Source organism: Streptomyces sp. CA-249302, from assembly GCF_050936785.1.
Taxonomy (GTDB): domain Bacteria; phylum Actinomycetota; class Actinomycetes; order Streptomycetales; family Streptomycetaceae; genus Streptomyces.
Genome location: NZ_JBNJMG010000001.1, coordinates 5,858,756 through 5,875,166, shown reverse-complemented (window position 1 = coordinate 5,875,166; position 16,411 = coordinate 5,858,756). Strand labels below are relative to the sequence as shown.

Annotated in this window: 13 protein-coding genes; 8 read left to right on the top strand and 5 right to left on the bottom strand. The window is 70.0% G+C overall.

What is annotated here, in order from left to right:
* Positions 1-292: 292 nt before the first annotated feature.
* A complete protein-coding gene (locus tag ACQEWB_RS26465; protein ID WP_432835107.1) occupies positions 293-1,138 on the top strand; it encodes an HAD family hydrolase in 846 nt (281 codons plus the stop codon).
* 335 nt (positions 1,139-1,473) lie between these two features.
* Here ACQEWB_RS26465 and ACQEWB_RS26460 read toward each other — a convergent pair whose 3' ends face one another.
* Positions 1,474-2,298 carry an oxidoreductase gene (locus ACQEWB_RS26460; protein ID WP_432835105.1) on the bottom strand — a complete coding sequence of 275 codons (825 nt, stop codon included), beginning with the start codon at positions 2,296-2,298 and terminating at the stop codon, positions 1,474-1,476.
* A 101-nt stretch (positions 2,299-2,399) separates the two neighbouring features.
* Between ACQEWB_RS26460 and ACQEWB_RS26455 the strand changes: the two genes are divergently transcribed.
* Positions 2,400-3,380: an ATP-binding protein gene (locus ACQEWB_RS26455; RefSeq protein ID WP_432835103.1), complete on the top strand. Its 981-nt coding sequence runs from the start codon at positions 2,400-2,402 to the stop codon at positions 3,378-3,380.
* A gap of 35 nt (positions 3,381-3,415) precedes the next feature.
* Here ACQEWB_RS26455 and ACQEWB_RS26450 read toward each other — a convergent pair whose 3' ends face one another.
* Positions 3,416-4,687: a hypothetical protein gene (locus tag ACQEWB_RS26450; RefSeq protein WP_432835101.1), complete on the bottom strand. Its 1,272-nt coding sequence runs from the start codon at positions 4,685-4,687 to the stop codon at positions 3,416-3,418.
* Between the two features lie 337 nt (positions 4,688-5,024).
* On the opposite strand from ACQEWB_RS26450, the gene ACQEWB_RS26445 reads away from it, so the two are divergent.
* From ACQEWB_RS26445 to ACQEWB_RS26420, 6 genes are all read left to right on the top strand, one after another.
* Complete coding sequence (locus ACQEWB_RS26445) at positions 5,025-7,574, top strand: bifunctional SulP family inorganic anion transporter/carbonic anhydrase (RefSeq protein WP_432835099.1); 2,550 nt, start codon at positions 5,025-5,027, stop codon at positions 7,572-7,574.
* Positions 7,575-7,764: 190 nt separating this feature from the next.
* A complete protein-coding gene (gene acs / locus ACQEWB_RS26440; protein ID WP_432835097.1) occupies positions 7,765-9,765 on the top strand; it encodes an acetate--CoA ligase in 2,001 nt (666 codons plus the stop codon).
* Between the two features lie 159 nt (positions 9,766-9,924).
* Positions 9,925-11,361 (top strand): Na+/H+ antiporter NhaA, encoded by a 1,437-nt coding sequence (nhaA, locus tag ACQEWB_RS26435; protein ID WP_432835095.1) that lies wholly within the window; start codon positions 9,925-9,927, stop codon positions 11,359-11,361.
* A 40-nt stretch (positions 11,362-11,401) separates the two neighbouring features.
* Complete coding sequence (locus ACQEWB_RS26430) at positions 11,402-11,896, top strand: phage holin family protein (protein ID WP_432835093.1); 495 nt, start codon at positions 11,402-11,404, stop codon at positions 11,894-11,896.
* Positions 11,893-12,846: an alpha/beta fold hydrolase gene (locus ACQEWB_RS26425; protein ID WP_432835091.1), complete on the top strand. Its 954-nt coding sequence runs from the start codon at positions 11,893-11,895 to the stop codon at positions 12,844-12,846. The genes ACQEWB_RS26430 and ACQEWB_RS26425 overlap by 4 nt, the downstream gene beginning before the upstream one ends.
* 261 nt (positions 12,847-13,107) lie before the next feature.
* Positions 13,108-13,287, top strand: coding sequence for a hypothetical protein (locus tag ACQEWB_RS26420; RefSeq protein WP_432835089.1), 180 nt, complete (start codon positions 13,108-13,110; stop codon positions 13,285-13,287).
* A 4-nt stretch (positions 13,288-13,291) separates the two neighbouring features.
* On the opposite strand, the gene ACQEWB_RS26415 is transcribed toward ACQEWB_RS26420, so the two are convergent.
* The 3 genes from ACQEWB_RS26415 to nth all read right to left on the bottom strand — a co-directional run bounded on the left by ACQEWB_RS26415 (position 13,292) and on the right by nth (position 16,251).
* Positions 13,292-14,491 carry a MarP family serine protease gene (locus ACQEWB_RS26415; RefSeq protein WP_432835087.1) on the bottom strand — a complete coding sequence of 400 codons (1,200 nt, stop codon included), beginning with the start codon at positions 14,489-14,491 and terminating at the stop codon, positions 13,292-13,294.
* Between the two features lie 13 nt (positions 14,492-14,504).
* Positions 14,505-15,200: an NUDIX hydrolase gene (locus ACQEWB_RS26410; protein WP_432835085.1), complete on the bottom strand. Its 696-nt coding sequence runs from the start codon at positions 15,198-15,200 to the stop codon at positions 14,505-14,507.
* A gap of 169 nt (positions 15,201-15,369) precedes the next feature.
* Positions 15,370-16,251: an endonuclease III gene (gene nth / locus ACQEWB_RS26405; RefSeq protein ID WP_432835083.1), complete on the bottom strand. Its 882-nt coding sequence runs from the start codon at positions 16,249-16,251 to the stop codon at positions 15,370-15,372.
* Positions 16,252-16,411: the final 160 nt, after the last annotated feature.

The window sequence follows — 16,411 nt, the reverse complement described above, 5'->3', positions numbered from 1 at the left end:
TCCCTGTACGACTTCCGCGGAGCATCCGGACACTACACAGAGTGACGGATCATGAGCAGACGGAAGAGGCGGCCGCAGCCGCCTCGGGACGGTCGTACGACCGCGAAGAGAGAAGTGAAAACCCACCCGGACATGCGACGACCCCCACCGGGGGGGAGAGTGGGGGTCGTCTCCACGGCCGACTCGGGGGGGAGGAGCCGGACCGGGTTAGCACGGTCGCGAACGATCCGTGACTTCCATGGTGTACCCGAGAGCCCTCTCAGGCAAACCCACGCGCCACACCTTACGCCGAATGGGCTGCACCTATGCTCGGGGTGTGGAAAACCACTCCTTGCCTCGCACAGCGGCCTTCTTTGACCTGGACAAGACGGTCATTGCGAAGTCGAGCACGCTCACGTTCAGCAAGTCGTTCTACCAAGGCGGGCTGATCAACCGCAGGGCCGCCTTGCGTAGCGCGTACACCCAGTTCGTCTTCCTCGTCGGCGGTATGGACCACGACCAGATGGAGCGGACGCGCAAGTACCTCTCGCAGTTGGTCCGCGGCTGGAACGTCCAGCAGGTCAAGGAGATCGTCGCCGAGACGCTGCACGACCTGATCGACCCGCTCATCTACGACGAGGCCGCCTCCCTCATCGAGGAGCACCACACCGCCGGCCGCGACGTCGTCATCGTGTCGACCTCGGGCGCAGAGGTGGTCGAGCCGATCGGTGAACTGCTGGGCGCGGACCGGGTGGTGGCGACCCGCATGGTCGTCGGCGAGGACGGCTGCTACACCGGCGAGGTGGAGTACTACGCGTACGGCCCCACCAAGGCGGAGGCGATCAGGGAGCTGGCCGCGTCCGAGGGATACGACCTGGACCGCTGCTACGCCTACAGCGACTCGGCGACCGATCTGCCGATGCTCCAGTCCGTCGGACATCCGCACGCCGTGAACCCGGACCGCGCCCTACGTCGAGAGGCACTCGCGCGTGGGTGGCCGATTCTCGATTTCCACCGCCCGGTGCGGCTCAAGCAGCGGATCCCGGGATTCTCCGTACCGCCCCGCCCGGCCCTTGTAGCGGTCGCCGCCATAGGTGCCGCGGCAGCCACCGCGGGCCTGGTCTGGTACGCCAGCCGGCGCCGGGCGGCGACTGTCTGACAGCAATGCCCGTTTGAAACCAATTTGAGACTAAAAGTAAAGAAGTACAGCCGGGGGTTCCGCTTGCTTCGGTCCTGGAGTACAAAGGGTTTAACGGCCCGCGAGACCAAGGACATCCGAGAGGATCACCTTAATAACGCATTTGGCCCCACGGACCGATGCATGGACACCGAGCACCCACGCGACGTCGACCCGTCGATTACGGGCCAGCCGCACCAGGTGACGGGCAAAGTTCCCGGCCTGATGGGCGACATATCGAGGACGCTTGGTAACCCGGTGAGCATGCCAGCGGCGGTACGAATCCTCGTACCGCCGCATCCCTGTTCCGGACGTTCCTACGCCGCCCCGCGCTGGAGCGCCTCGCACACGGCCGTCGACTCGCGCACGCCCAGCTCGACGGCGCGGCCGCAGTGGGCGATCCAGGCGGCCATGCCCTCCGGGGTGCCGGACACATACCCGTCGAGCGCCGCCAGATAGGCCGCGCGCCCGAGTTCCGCGTGGCCGACCTCCGCCGGGCAGACCGACTTCGGGTCCAGACCGCTGCCGACCAGGACGATGCGCTCGGCGGTGCGCGCGACCAGGCCGTTGCGGGACGAGAAGGGGCGCAGCGCGAGCAGCTCGCCGTGGACGACGGCGGCGGTCACCAGGGCGGGCGCGGAACTGCCCGCGATGACCAGCTCGGCCAGGCCCTCCAGCCGGCCATGCACCTCGTCCGCGCCCGGCAGCGGCAGCTCGATCAGCGGCTCGTCGACCGGCTCGCCGGCCTGCCGCGGGCGCCCGACCTCGTCGCCATTGGTCGCCGCGGCCACCAGGTGCAGCCGGGCCAGCACCCGCAGCGGCGACTGCCGCCAGATGGACAGGAGTTGGCCCGCCTCGGCGGTCAGCCGCAGGGCCGCGCCGACCACGCGCGCGTCCTCGTCACCGCTGAAGTCGGTACGCCGACGCACCTCCTCCAGGGCCCAGTCGGCGCCGGACAGCGCCGCGGACCCGCGGGCGCCGCGCAGGGCCGCCTCGGAGGTGATCTCGTTGCTGCGGCGCCGCATGACCCGGTGCCCGTAGACCCGGTCCACGGCCTTGCGTACAGACTCCACGGACTCGGCCACACCGGGCAGCGAACCCAGGGTCGCGAGCGGATCGGCGGTCGCGCCTGTCGTACTCATGAGTACGACATTACGCACCTCGCGCGCGTGCCCCACGAATGAGTGGTCTTCTTCACGCACGCCTGCCACTTACAGCTATCCCCCGACTACCCTTCGTGAACATGAAAATTGCTTTCGTCGGGAAGGGCGGCAGCGGCAAGACGACCCTGTCCTCCCTGTTCGTCCGCCATCTCGCGGCCCTCGGGGCACCGGTCGTCGCGGTCGACGCGGACATCAACCAGCACCTGGGCCCCGCCCTCGGCCTCGACGAGGCGGAGGCGGCGGCACTGCCCGCGCTGGGCGACCGGCTGCCGCTGATCAAGGACTACCTGCGCGGCGCCAACCCGCGCATCGCCTCCGCCGCGACGATGATCAAGACCACCCCGCCCGGCGAGGGCTCACGGCTGCTGCGGGTGCGTGAGGACAATCCGGTGTACGACGCCTGCGCGCGGCCGGTGGAACTCGACGGCGGGGCCGTCCGTTTGATGGTCACCGGCCCCTTCACCGACGCCGACCTGGGGGTCGCCTGCTACCACTCCAAGACGGGAGCGGTGGAGCTGTGCCTGAACCACCTGGTGGACGGGCAGGGCGAGTACGTCGTGGTGGACATGACGGCGGGCTCGGACTCCTTCGCCTCCGGCATGTTCACCCGCTTCGACATCACGTTCCTCGTCGCCGAGCCGACCCGGAAGGGGGTCTCCGTCTATCGCCAGTACAAGGAGTACGCCCGTGACTTCGGCGTCGTACTGAAAGTCGTCGGCAACAAGGTGCAGGGTCAGGACGACCTCGACTTCCTCCGCGCCGAGGTCGGGGACGACCTGCTGGTGACCGTCGGGCACTCGGACTGGGTGCGCGCCATGGAGAAGGGCCGGCCGCCCCGGTTCGAGCTCCTGGAGGACGCCAACCACCGTGCCCTGCGCACACTCCAGGTCGCCGCGGACGCGACGTACGAGCTGCGCGACTGGGAGCGCTACACCCAGCAGATGGTGCACTTCCACCTGAAGAACGCCCGGAGTTGGGGCAACGAGCGCACCGGGGCCGACCTGGCGGCGCAGGTCGACCCCGGGTTCGTGCTGGGCGAGGGCCTGGTGGCAACCGCCTGACGGCGGCGGCCGGTTGGCCGGTGCGCGCCCGCCGGCTAGTGCTTGGCGGCCGGTGCCCCGGGCACACCCTTCGGGGCCGGGGCGGGGCGGCCCGTCAGGAAGGACGCCCAGCCCTGCTTCGGCGCCTCGCCGACGTTCAGGGTGCGCAGCTTCGCCAGGACCTGCGGGTCCTGGGCGTCCAGCCAGTCGGCCAGCTGGTGGAAGGAGACGCAGCGCACGTCGGGCTTGTTGCAGACGTTCTCGACGACCTCGTCGACGGCCCGCATGTAGGTGCCGCCGTTCCAGGACTCGAAGTGGTTGCCGATGACCAGCGGCGCGCGGTTGCCGTCGTAGGCCCGGTGGAAGCCGGCGAGCAGGCCGTCGCGCATCTGGTCGCCCCAGTAGCCGTACTTGTCGGGGTCACCCTGGGTCTGTGTGCCCGACTGGTTGACCATGAAGTTGTAGTCCATGGTGAGCTGCTCGTACGAGTGCCCGGGGAAGGGCACGAGCTGCATGGACAGGTCCCAGAGGTTTTCCTTCTTCTTCGGCCAGAGCTGGTCGTTGACCCCGCTGGTGTCGTAGCGGAAGCCCATCTGGCTCGCGGCCTTCATGAAGTTCCTCTGGCCCTCCAGACAGGGCGTGCGGGCGCCGATGAGCTCCTTGTCGTAGTCGAAGGGGAGCGGGGCGGCCTTCTTCATCCCGGCGTTTGTCTTCCAGGACTTCACGAACTGCTTCGCCTGGGAGATCTCGTCCTTCCAGTCCGCGACCGACCACTCGCCGACGCCGCCGCCCTTGCCGCAGAAGTGACCGTTGAAGTGGGTGCCCACCTCGTTGCCCTCCAGCCACGCCAGGCGCAGCTGCTTCACGGTGTCGGCGATGCCCTGCTCGTCGTTGAAGCCGATGTCGGAGCGGCCCGGTGAGTGCTGCGGCGGCTTGTAGAGGTCGCGCTTGTCCTCCGGCAGCATGTACACGCCGCTGAGGAAGTACGTCATCGTCGCGTGGTTGGCCTTGGAGACCTTGCGGAAGTGGGAGAACAGCTTCTGACTGTCCTCGCCCGCGCCGTCCCAGGAGAAGACGACGAACTGCGGGGGCTTCTGGCCGGGCTTGAGACGCTCGGCCCTGGGCAGGTGCGGCTGGGCTCCGGTGTACGCGGTGGAGCCGTCGCCGATCAGGCGGATCACGCTCCCCGGCGCGTGGACCGGCTTGGCCTTCTGCGGACCTGGAACACCTGCCTTGGAACCGTTGGAGCCGGTCGCGCAACCGGCCAGCGACGCGGCACAGGCCGCGGCGATGACGGCGCCCGCGGCGATCCTCTGGGTGGCGGTCATCTTCCGCCCACCTTCTTCCTTCTCTCAGGCCAACGCTGATGAGGGCGTTTTCTGGTGTTCTGCCGGGAAAGCCCGACAGCGCCGCCAAGGTCGCATGGGACCGAGAAGGAATTAGTACGACAAGCCGATCAAATAACCGCATCACTCATCCGAGTGACTCTTTACCCCATTTGCCAGAAAAGTCCATGCCTGGCCTTTACTCTGAATTACGATTCGTTTACCGAGCGTTGATTCATCCCGCCGCTGCACGCCGTGACCCACGGCCGCGACCCGAGCCCCGCCATCGACCGGGGACCACCTGTTCCGCGACCGCGCTGCCCCGGAGGAGACGGGAAACATGTCAGCCTGTGCACCCACCCGCGCGACCGACCCCACTCGGACCGAGCGCATGCATCAGCCCCACAGTCCGCCCCCGGCCCCGCACCGCCGCTTCCGCGTCGCGGGCGCCGACGTGTCGGCCTCCATCGCGGTCTTCCTGATCGCCCTGCCCCTGTCCCTCGGCATCGCCCTCGCCACCGGCGCCCCGCTCCAGGCCGGCCTGGTCGCCGCCGCGGTCGGTGGGCTCGTCGCCGGCCTGCTCGGCGGCTGCCCGCTCCAGGTGAGCGGCCCCGCGGCCGGCCTGACGGTCGTCACCGCCGACCTCATCCACCGCTACGGCTGGCGGACGACCTGTGCCATCACGGTCCTCGCCGGTCTCGCCCAACTCGGCCTGGGCTGCCTGCGCGTGGCACGCACCGCGCTCGCCGTCAGCCCCGCGATCGTGCACGGCATGCTCGCCGGCATCGGCGTCACCATCGCCGTCGCCCAACTGCACATCGTCCTCGGCGGCACCCCACAGAGCTCGGTCCTGGACAACCTCCGTGCGCTGCCCGCCCAGTTGGCGAACCTGCACCCGGCCTCCGTGACCGTCAGCGCGATGACCCTGACCCTGCTGCTGCTCTGGCCCCGCATCCCCGGCCGGGCAGGCCGTCTCCTGCGGAAGGTCCCGGCCGCGCTCGTCGCCGTGGCCGGCGCCACCGCGGCCGCCTCGCTCGCCGGGCTGAGCCTGCCCATGGTCGACCTGCCGTCCTGGAGCAGCCACGCCCTGGCCGGGCTGCCGGACGGCCCGGTTCTCGGTCTTACGGCGGCCGTCCTCACCACCACGCTGGTCTGCAGCGTGCAGTCACTGCTCGGTGCGGTCGCCACGGACAAGATGGCCGCCGCCCGGCCGGGGCTGACCGCCCGCGTCGGCCGCTCCGACCTGGACCGCGAACTGCTCGGCCAGGGCGCCGCCAACATCGTCTCCGGCGCGCTCGGCGGACTGCCGGTCGCGGGGGTGGCGGTGCGGAGTTCGGCGAATGTGAACGCGGGTGCGGTGAGCCGGAACTCCACGATGCTGCACGGCGTTCTCGTAGTAGTCGCCGCGCTGCTGATGGTCCCGATCCTCGAGCTCATCCCGCTCGCCTCGCTCGCCGCCCTGGTGATGGCCGTCGGCATCCAGATGGTGTCCCTGCACCACATCCGCACGGTGACCCGCCACCGAGAAGTGCTGGTGTACGCCGTCACCACACTCGGCGTGGTGTTCCTCGGCGTCCTGGAGGGCGTGACGCTGGGGGTCGCCGTGGCCGTCGCCGTCGCCATGAACCGCCTCGCCCACACCCGCATCACGCACGACGAGAAGGAGGGAGTCCATCACGTACACGTCCGAGGCCAGTTGACGTTCATCGCGGTGCCACGGCTCAGCCGGGCCCTGCACCTCGTGCCCCAGGGCGCCCACGCCGTGGTGGAGTTGGACGGTTCGTTCATGGACCACGCGGCGTACGAGTCACTGCAGGACTGGCAGAAGACGCACACCGCGCAGGGCGGCTCCGTCGACCTGACCGGCCGCCGCGCCGGGGTGAGCACCGCCGAGCCGGCAGCTCCCGCCGACGGGCACACCGACTCCACGACCGGCGCCGGAGCAGGCGGGTCCGGTGCCGGCAAAGGCGTGTCCGTTGCCGGAGCAGGCGGGTCCGGTGCCCGAGCCGATGTGGCCAAGGGCGAGCCGACCGCCTCCGTCGGCTGCCGCTGCCGCCCTTGGACGCCCTGGCGCAACCACCAGTGCGAGCGCCCGCACTCCGCGCCGCCCGCGGGGCACCCCGGTGCGCCCAGTGGGCCCGGCGGGACCGGCGGGACCGGCGGGACCGGTGCGTCCGACGGAGCCAGCACGGGCCACGGGACCGGCACGGGCCGCGGAGCCAGCGGGCACCAACTCGCGCGCGGCATCAGCGCGTTCCAGCGGAACACCGCGCCGCTCGTGCGGGGTGAGCTGGCCAGGCTGGCCCGGGAGGGGCAGCGCCCGTCGCAGCTCTTCCTCACCTGCGCGGACTCGCGGCTCGTGACGTCGATGATCACCTCCAGTGGTCCCGGCGACCTCTTCGTGGTGCGCAACGTGGGCAACCTCGTACCGCTGCCCGGCGAGGAGAGCGGCGACGACTCGGTGGCGGCGGCCATCGAGTACGCGGTCGACGTGCTGCAGGTGCGGTCCATCACGGTGTGCGGGCACTCCGGGTGCGGGGCCATGCAAGCACTGCTCAACTCAGAGCCGGGTGGCGCCCGAACGCCGCTCAAGCGGTGGCTGCGGCACGGGCTGCCGAGCCTGGAGCGTATGGCCGACGACGGGCGGCCGTGGGCGCGGCTCGCGGGCCGGGCACCGGCCGACGCGGTCGAGCAGCTGTGCCTGACCAACGTGGTCCAGCAGTTGGAGCACCTGCACACCCACGAGTCGGTGGCGCGAGCCCTGCGGAAGGGGACCCTGGAACTGCACGGGATGTACTTCCACGTGGGCGAGGCGCAGGCGTATCTGCTGGCCCAGGCGGATGAGGAGCAGGTGTTCGGCCATGTGGGGACGGCGGATCTGACCCCCTGAGAGGGACAGCGGGCGGGTGTGAAGGGGATTACATTCCTGAACCCCGCCCGGCCGGTCTCCGTGGGTACGGATGACCCTGGTTGCGGCAACCGAGGGCCCCTGATCGACTTTGCCGGTCGGGCGACCCGATGACAGGTCTAAACCAATTTTCGGACGACCCTTGTCATCGGCCCCTCGGGTCTGATGAGCTGTGGCCTGGGACACAACGGACACCCCGGGAAAGGCAGATGCCGTGAGCAACGAGAGCCTGGCCAACCTGCTCAAGGAAGAGCGCAGGTTCGCACCCCCCGCCGACCTGGCCGCGAGCGCCAACGTCACCGCGGAGGCGTATGAACAGGCCAGGGCTGACCGGCTCGGCTTCTGGGCCGAGCAGGCCCGCCGACTGACCTGGGCGAAGGAGCCCACCGAGACGCTGGACTGGACGAACCCCCCGTTCGCCAAGTGGTTCGCCGACGGTGCGCTCAACGTCGCCTACAACTGCGTGGACCGGCATGTCGAGGCGGGCAACGGCGACCGGGTCGCGATCCACTTCGAGGGCGAGCCCGGCGACCACCGCGCGATCACCTACGCCGAGCTGAAGGACGAGGTGTCCAAGGCCGCGAACGCCCTGCTGGAGCTGGGGGTTTCGAAGGGTGACCGAGTCGCCGTCTACATGCCGATGATCCCGGAGACCGCGATCGCGATGCTGGCCTGCGCCCGCATCGGCGCCGCCCACTCCGTCGTCTTCGGCGGCTTCTCCGCCGACGCCCTCGCGACCCGCATCCAGGACGCCGACGCCAAGGTCGTCATCACCTCCGACGGCGGCTACCGGCGTGGCAAGCCCTCCGCGCTCAAGCCGGCCGTGGACGAGGCGATCGCCAAGGTCGACAACGTCGAGCACGTCCTGGTGGTGCGCCGTACCGGCCAGGAGGTCGCCTGGTCCGAGGGCCGGGACGTGTGGTGGGACGACATCGTCGAGCGCCAGTCCGCCGAGCACACGCCCGAGGCGTTCGAGGCGGAGCACCCGCTGTTCATCCTCTACACGTCCGGTACGACGGGTAAGCCGAAGGGCATCCTGCACACCTCCGGCGGCTATCTCACCCAGGCCGCCTACACCCATCACGCCGTCTTCGACCTCAAGCCCGAGACGGACGTGTACTGGTGCACCGCCGACGTCGGCTGGGTCACCGGCCACTCCTACATCGTCTACGGGCCGCTCGCCAACGGCGCCACCCAGGTCATGTACGAGGGGACGCCGGACACCCCGCACCAGGGCCGCTTCTGGGAGATCGTGCAGAAGTACGGGGTGACGATCCTGTACACCGCCCCGACCGCGATCCGCACCTTCATGAAGTGGGGCGACGACATCCCCGCCAAGTTCGACCTGTCGTCCCTGCGGGTGCTGGGCTCGGTCGGTGAGCCGATCAACCCGGAAGCCTGGATCTGGTACCGCAAGCACATCGGCGCCGACAAGACACCGATCGTGGACACCTGGTGGCAGACCGAGACCGGCGCCATGATGATCTCCCCCCTGCCTGGCGTGACCGCCACCAAGCCCGGCTCCGCGCAGACCCCGCTGCCCGGCATCTCGGCGACCGTGGTGGACGACGACGCCAACGAGGTGCCCAACGGAGGCGGCGGCTACCTCGTCCTCACCGAACCCTGGCCGTCCATGCTCCGCACCATCTGGGGCGACGACCAGCGCTTCCTCGACACCTACTGGTCCCGCTTCGAGGGCAAGTACTTCGCCGGCGACGGCGCCAAGAAGGACGACGACGGCGACATCTGGCTCCTGGGCCGCGTCGACGACGTCATGCTCGTCTCCGGCCACAACATCTCCACGACGGAGGTGGAGTCGGCGCTCGTGTCCCACCCCTCCGTCGCCGAGGCGGCCGTCGTGGGTGCGGCGGACGAGACCACCGGGCAGGCAATCGTCGCCTTCGTCATCCTCCGCGGCACCGCCAACGCCGACGACGAGAACCTCGTCAACGACCTCCGCAACCACGTCGGCGCCACCCTCGGCCCGATCGCCAAGCCGAAGCGCATCCTCCCGGTCGCTGAACTGCCGAAGACCCGCTCCGGCAAGATCATGCGCCGGCTCCTGCGCGACGTCGCCGAAAACCGCCAGCTCGGCGACGTGACGACGCTGACCGACTCCACCGTCATGGACCTCATCCAGGTCAAGCTCCCCGCCGCACCCAGCGAGGACTGACCCAGCAGGGGACCCACTCCCGAAGGGGCGCCCGGCGCGGAAACGCGCCGGGCGCCCCTTTTAGGTAAACTAAGCAAAACAACGTGACCCCTAGAGGTGTGCCGGGAAGTCTGGTCGGCGAGTAGCCCTGCCCTGCCCACCGACCGGAGGTCTCCCCCGATGGCCGCGCCCCGCTCCCCCGCCCCCCGCAAGTTCCTCGGCCGTCTCTCCCTCCCCGAGCGGACCTTCGTCGCGGACGCGCTGCGCACCGAGACCGTCGGCGGTGTGCTGCTCCTCGTTGCCGCCGTCACCGCGCTGATCTGGGCGAACGTACCCGCCCTGCACGACAGCTACGAGACCGTGAGCCACTACCACCTGGGCCCCGGGGCACTCGGCCTGAACCTCTCCGTCGCGCACTGGGCCGCCGACGGACTGCTCGCGGTCTTCTTCTTCGTCGCCGGCATCGAGCTCAAGCGCGAACTCGTCGCCGGTGACCTGCGCGACCCCAGGGCGGCCGCGCTGCCGGTCGTCGCGGCCCTGTGCGGCATGGCCGTACCGGCGCTCGTCTACACACTCACCAACCTCACCGGCGACGGTCTGCTCGGCGGCTGGGCCGTGCCGACCGCCACCGACATCGCCTTCGCGCTCGCGGTGCTCGCCGTCATCGGGACGTCCCTGCCGAGCGCCCTGCGCGCCTTCCTGCTCACCCTCGCGGTCGTCGACGACCTCTTCGCGATCCTGATCATCGCGGTCTTCTTCACCAGCAGCATCGACTTCGCGGCGCTCGGCGGCGCCGTCGTGGGCCTGGCCGTCTTCTGGCTGCTGCTGCGCAAGGGCGTACGGGGCTGGTACGTGTACGTCCCGCTCGCGCTCGTCATCTGGGCGCTGATGTACAACAGCGGCGTGCACGCCACCATCGCCGGCGTCGCGATGGGCCTGATGCTGCGCTGCCACCGTCACGAGGGCGAGGAGCACTCCCCCGGTGAGCACATCGAGCATCTCGTACGACCCCTGTCGGCGGGCCTCGCCGTCCCGCTGTTCGCGCTGTTCAGCGCCGGTGTCACCGTCTCCGGCGGCGCGCTCGGCGATGTGTTCACCAGGCCGGAGACGCTGGGCGTGGTGCTCGGGCTCGTCGTCGGCAAGGCGGTCGGGATCTTCGGCGGGACCTGGCTGACGGCACGTTTCACCAGGGCGTCGCTCAGCGAAGACCTGGAGTGGGCGGACGTGTTCGCCGTCGCCGCCCTGGCCGGCATCGGCTTCACCGTGTCGCTGCTCATCGGCGAGCTCGCCTTCGACGGCGACGCGACGCTCACGGACGAGGTCAAGGCGGCCGTACTCGTCGGCTCGCTCATCGCGGCGACCCTCGCGACCGTGCTGTTGAAGCTGCGGAACGCCAAGTACCGCCGGCTGTGCGCGGCGGAGGAGCGGGACGACGACCTGGACGGCATCCCGGACATCTACGAGGAGGACGATCCGGCGTACCACCTGAGGATGGCGGAGATCTACGAGAACAAGGCCGCCGAGCACCGCCGGATCGCCGTGATCAAGGAAGCCGAACGACGCGCGCTTGCCGAAGTGGCGGGCGGGGCAGGCGACGAGGACGGCCGTCCGGCATGATCTGACGGGACGGTACAAAAAGACAGTGAGGGAGACCGCGATGAGCGCACCCGACGGCAGCCCGGTCGGCGCCGAACGCAGCATCGGCCAGCTGTTCGCCTCGGCGACGACCGAGATGTCCGCGCTGGTGCACGACGAGATCGCGTTGGCCAAGGCGCAGCTCAAGCAGGACGTGAAGCGCGGCGTGACGAGCGGCGGCGCGTTCACGGTGGCCGCGATGGTGCTGGTGTTCTCCCTGCCGATGCTCAACTTCGCGCTGGCGTACGGGATCCGGACCTGGAGCGACTGGAACCTCGCGATCTGCTTCCTGCTCTCCTTCGCGGCGAACGTGCTGGTCGCGGTCGTGCTCGCGCTGATCGGCGTGGTGTTCGCGAAGAAGGCCAAGAAGGGCCAGGGCCCGCAGAAGGTGGCCGCGTCCATGAAGGAGACGGCGAACGTGCTGCAGAAGGCCAAGCCGCACCCCCGCCCGGAGACGCCGGCCATCGAGGACCGGGCCCCCGCGGCCATCGAGGCTGTGGGACGCTCGACCTCATGACGGATCCCGCCACACCTTCGGCGCAACCGGCCTCGCTCGTACGACCGGACACCCTTCCCGACGGTACGAAGCTGACGCACCGCGACGTCGCCGCCAACGGCGCGCGCTTCCACATCGCCGAGGCCGGCGACGGCCCGCTGGTGCTGCTGCTGCACGGCTTCCCGCAGTTCTGGTGGTCCTGGCGGCACCAGCTGAGCACGCTCGCCGACGCGGGTTTCCGGGCCGTCGCCATGGACCTGCGCGGCGTCGGCGGCAGCGACCGCACCCCGCGCGGCTACGACCCCGTCAACCTCGCCCTCGACGTCACCGGCGTGATCCGCTCCCTCGGCGAGCCGGACGCCGCGCTGGTCGGCCACGACCTGGGCGGCTACCTGGCCTGGACGGCGGCCGTGATGCGCCCGAAGCTGGTACGCCGGCTCGCGGTCGCCTCGATGCCGCATCCCCGGCGCTGGCGCTCGGCGATGCTCTCCGACGTCCGGCAGACCCGCGCGGGCTCCTACATCTGGGGCTTCCAGCGCCCCTGGATCCCCGAGCGGCAGCTCACCGCCGACGACGGTGAGCTGGTCGCCGAGCTGATCCGGGACTGGTCCGGCCTGAACGCACCCGACGACGAGACGCTCACGACGTACCGCCGCGCGATGTGCATCCCCTCGACGGCGCACTGCTCGATCGAGCCGTACCGCTGGCTGGTGCGGTCGATGGCCCGCCCGGACGGCATCCAGTTCAACCGCCGCATGAAGCGGCCGCTGCGGGTGCCGACGCTCCATCTGCACGGCTCGCTCGACCCGGTGATGCGGACGCGGAGCGCGGCCGGATCCGGCGAGTACGTCGAAGCGCCGTACCGCTGGCGGCTGTTCGACGGGCTGGGGCACTTCCCGCACGAGGAAGATCCGGTCACGTTCACGACGGAGCTCGTCAACTGGCTGAAGGATCCGGAGCCCGACCGATGAGGCACACGTCGGCTGAGCCCGGCCGGGGGTCCGGGGGGTGTCCCCCGGGAAAGCACAGCCCGCACGAGGAGGATCCGGTCACTTTCTCCACAGAACTGGTCAATTGGCTGAAAGATCCCGAACCCGATCGGTGACCGAGCCTGTGCGCCCGGTATCCGGAACTGAACATCTGTCCTACGAACAGCCAATTGCCCGGCGCATAGGCCAATTGGGGTCCACGGGGGTGGTTATCGACCATGGGGCAGGGGCAGACGTCGGGGTATGGGCTGGACGCACGACTACAGTGACGCAGCACGCAACCGCCGCTCGGCCAACGGGCTGAGCCACCACCAAGGAGGCGCCCCGCAACTGCCGGGGACGGACCTCCGGGTGGGCATCCCGCGCATCCTGCGCCGCCGGGCCCGCTGGGTCTCGGTACGCCTGCGCCACCCTCGAGGCTGACGCCCTACAGGGCGCAGCTGTCGCTGTCCACCTGCTGGTTCGCGGTACGACCCTTGACGATGTCCTCCTGGATCTCGTCGGCGGTGAGCGCGTACCCGGTGTCGGCGTCGTCGAGCGACTTCGCGAAGACCACGCCGTACACCTTGCCCTCGGGCGTGAGCAGCGGGCCGCCGGAGTTGCCCTGGCGGACGGTCGCGTACAGCGAGTAGACGTCGCGGCGGACGGTGCCGCGGTGGTAGATGTCCGGGCCGTTGGCCGGGATGAGCCCACGCACACGTGCGGCGCGGACGTCGTACGAGCCGTTCTCCGGGAAGCCCGCGATGATCGCGCCGTCGCCGCTCCTGGCGTCCGTGGTGGCGAACTTGAGCGCGGGCGCCCTGAGGTCGGGCACGTCGAGTACGGCGATGTCGCGGTGCCAGTCGTAGAGGACGACCTTGGCGTCGTACTTCCGGCCCTCGCCGCCTATCTGGACGGTGGGTTCGTCGACGCCGCCCACGACGTGTGCGTTGGTCATGACGCGGCGGTCGCCGAAGACGAAGCCGGAGCCCTCCAGGACCTTGCCGCAGCTCGTGGCGGTGCCCATGACCTTGACGATGGAGCTCTTCGCGCGCGTGGCCACCGGGCTGTTCGCCAGGGCCGGGTCGGGGGGCTGCACGTCGGTGATCGGCTCGTTCGAGAACGGGCTGAAGACCTGCGGGAAGCCGTTCTGCGCGAGCACCGAGGAGAAGTCCGCGAACCAGGTGTCGGCCTGGTCCGGCAGCGCGCGGGAGACGCCGAGCAGCACCTTGGAGCTGCGGACCTCCTTGCCGAGGGTCGGCAGCGTGGTGCCGGCGAGGGCGGAGCCGATCAGCCAGGCCACGAGGAGCATCGCGACAACGTTGACCAGGGCGCCGCCGGTCGCGTCCAGGGCGCGGGCCGGGGACCAGGTGATGTACCGGCGCAGCTTGTTGCCGAGGTGGGTGGTCAGGGCCTGGCCGACGGAGGCGCAGACGATGACGACGACGACCGCGACGACGGCGGCTGTCGTACTCACTTCGGAGTTGTCGGTCAGCGCGTCCCAGATGACGGGCAGCGTGTAGACCGCGACGAGTCCGCCGCCCAGGAAGCCGATCACCGACAGAATGCCGACGACGAAGCCCTGGCGATAGCCGACGATCGCAAACCACACGGCGGCGACCAGCAACAGGATGTCCAGCACGTTCACGGCAGACACCCTGTCATGCCCGCCAGTCCAACGAGACCTGCTTGTCCCGGTCCCAGGGGCGCTCCCAGCCGGAGTAGTGGAGCAGGCGGTCGATGATTCCCGCAGTGAAGCCCCAGACCAGGGCCGATTCGACCAGGAATGCCGGACCTCGGTGGCCGCTGGGGTGGACGGTCACGGCGCGGTTGTCCGGGTTCGTGAGATCCGCCACGGGGACGGTGAAGACCCTCGCCGTCTCGTTCGGATCGACCACGCCGACCGGGCTCGGCTCGCGCCACCAGCCCATCACCGAGGTCACCACGAAGCCGCTGACCGGGATGTACAGCTTGGGCAGCACGCCGAAGAGCTGGACGCCGGCCGGGTCGAGCCCGGTCTCCTCCTCGGCCTCGCGGAGAGCGGCCCGCAACGGCCCGTCGGCCTTCGGGTCGCCGTCCTCGGGGTCGAGGGCACCACCGGGGAACGAGGGCTGGCCCGCGTGCGAGCGCAGCGAGCTGGCCCGCTCCATGAGCAGCAGCTCGGGCCCGCGCTCGCCCTCGCCGAACAGCACGAGCACCGCGGACTGCCGCCCCGCCCCGTCCTCGGGCGGCAGGAACCGGCTCAACTGCCGTGGCTCCACGGTCTCCACGGCCCGCACCACCGGGTCCAGCCACCCCGGCAGCCCCTCGGTGCTGAGCGTCACCGCCCCACCCTGTGTCTCACTCGCCCGCGTCATCGCCACCCCCGTCGTCTGCCCGATACAACGCCGGGCAGCTCCTTGATCGTTCCAGGCGACACCCCTGAGGTCGGCCCCGAGATCGACCCTGAGATCGCCCCTGAACCGACATCCGGGTCCCCGGCGAGGCCGGCCGACGCCGGCCCGACCGCCGCCTGCGACCAGGCTGTCATCCGGCCCCCAGCGGCGGAGCCGCCTTGCCACCCGCGTCCAGGTAGGCCTGCGGGGGCCGCAGGCGCTGGCCCGGGAAGCCGCCCTTCTCGTACTTGAGGAGCTTCTTCGCCTTCTCGGGATCCGTCTCGCCCTCGCCGTACGCCGGGCAGAGCGGGGCGATCGGGCAGGCGCCGCACGCGGGCTTGCGGGCGTGGCAGATACGGCGGCCGTGCCAGATCACGTGGTGCGAGAGGTCGGTCCAGTCACTCTTGGGAAAGAGCGCTCCCACCGCCGCCTCGATCTTGTCGGGGTCGGTCTGCTCGGTCCACCGGAACCGCTTCACCAGCCGCTGGAAGTGCGTGTCCACGGTGATGCCGGGGCGCCCGAAGGCGTTCCCGAGGACGACGAACGCCGTCTTGCGGCCGACGCCGGGCAGCTTGACCAGGTCCTCCAGCCTGCCGGGCACCTCGCCGCCGAACTGCTCCACCAACGCCTTCGACAGCCCTATCACCGACTTGGTCTTCGCCCGGAAGAAGCCGGTCGGGCGGAGGATCTCCTCGACCTCCTCGGGGTTGGCCGCGGCCAGGTCCTCGGGGGTGGGGTACTTGGCGAAGAGGCCCGGTGTCGTCTGGTTGACCCTGAGGTCGGTGGTCTGCGCGGACAGCACCGTGGCGACCACGAGTTGGAAGGGGTTCTCGAAGTCCAGCTCCGGGTGGGCGTACGGATACACCTCGGCGAGCTCGCGGTTGATACGGCGGGCTCGGCGGACGAGGGCCGTGTGCGACTCGCCCTTTGCCGGCGCGACCTTCTTCACCGCAGCCCTCTTTGTCGTTTTTGCCGGTTTCTTTCCGCCACCGGAGTCTTGTTCGCCCACAGCGGAATCACGACGTACAACCACCCGCCCAGCCCCCTTGGCCTGTGCTCTCACCGGCGATTTGGACACCCGGCCAGCCTAAAGCCCGGCACTGACATCCGCCCCGGACCCGGAAGATCAGCCCCCAATTGGACCCCTGCCGCTTACCTCGGGACACCTGTGCGGCATCCTTGTGACAGATCAC

Excerpts from the sequence above, each read along its gene's own strand:
- ACQEWB_RS26450 (WP_432835101.1), bottom strand. The coding sequence starts at position 4,687 with ATGACCGCCACCCAGAGGATCGCCGCGGGCGCCGTCATCGCCGCGGCC.
- ACQEWB_RS26465 (WP_432835107.1), top strand. The coding sequence starts at position 293 with ATGGGCTGCACCTATGCTCGGGGTGTGGAAAACCACTCCTTGCCTCGC.
- ACQEWB_RS26455 (WP_432835103.1), top strand. The coding sequence starts at position 2,400 with ATGAAAATTGCTTTCGTCGGGAAGGGCGGCAGCGGCAAGACGACCCTG.
- nhaA (WP_432835095.1), top strand. The coding sequence starts at position 9,925 with ATGGCCGCGCCCCGCTCCCCCGCCCCCCGCAAGTTCCTCGGCCGTCTC.
- ACQEWB_RS26430 (WP_432835093.1), top strand. The coding sequence starts at position 11,402 with ATGAGCGCACCCGACGGCAGCCCGGTCGGCGCCGAACGCAGCATCGGC.
- ACQEWB_RS26445 (WP_432835099.1), top strand. The coding sequence starts at position 5,025 with ATGTCAGCCTGTGCACCCACCCGCGCGACCGACCCCACTCGGACCGAG.
- ACQEWB_RS26410 (WP_432835085.1), bottom strand. The coding sequence starts at position 15,200 with ATGACGCGGGCGAGTGAGACACAGGGTGGGGCGGTGACGCTCAGCACC.
- ACQEWB_RS26420 (WP_432835089.1), top strand. The coding sequence starts at position 13,108 with ATGGGCTGGACGCACGACTACAGTGACGCAGCACGCAACCGCCGCTCG.
- ACQEWB_RS26460 (WP_432835105.1), bottom strand. The coding sequence starts at position 2,298 with ATGAGTACGACAGGCGCGACCGCCGATCCGCTCGCGACCCTGGGTTCG.
- ACQEWB_RS26425 (WP_432835091.1), top strand. The coding sequence starts at position 11,893 with ATGACGGATCCCGCCACACCTTCGGCGCAACCGGCCTCGCTCGTACGA.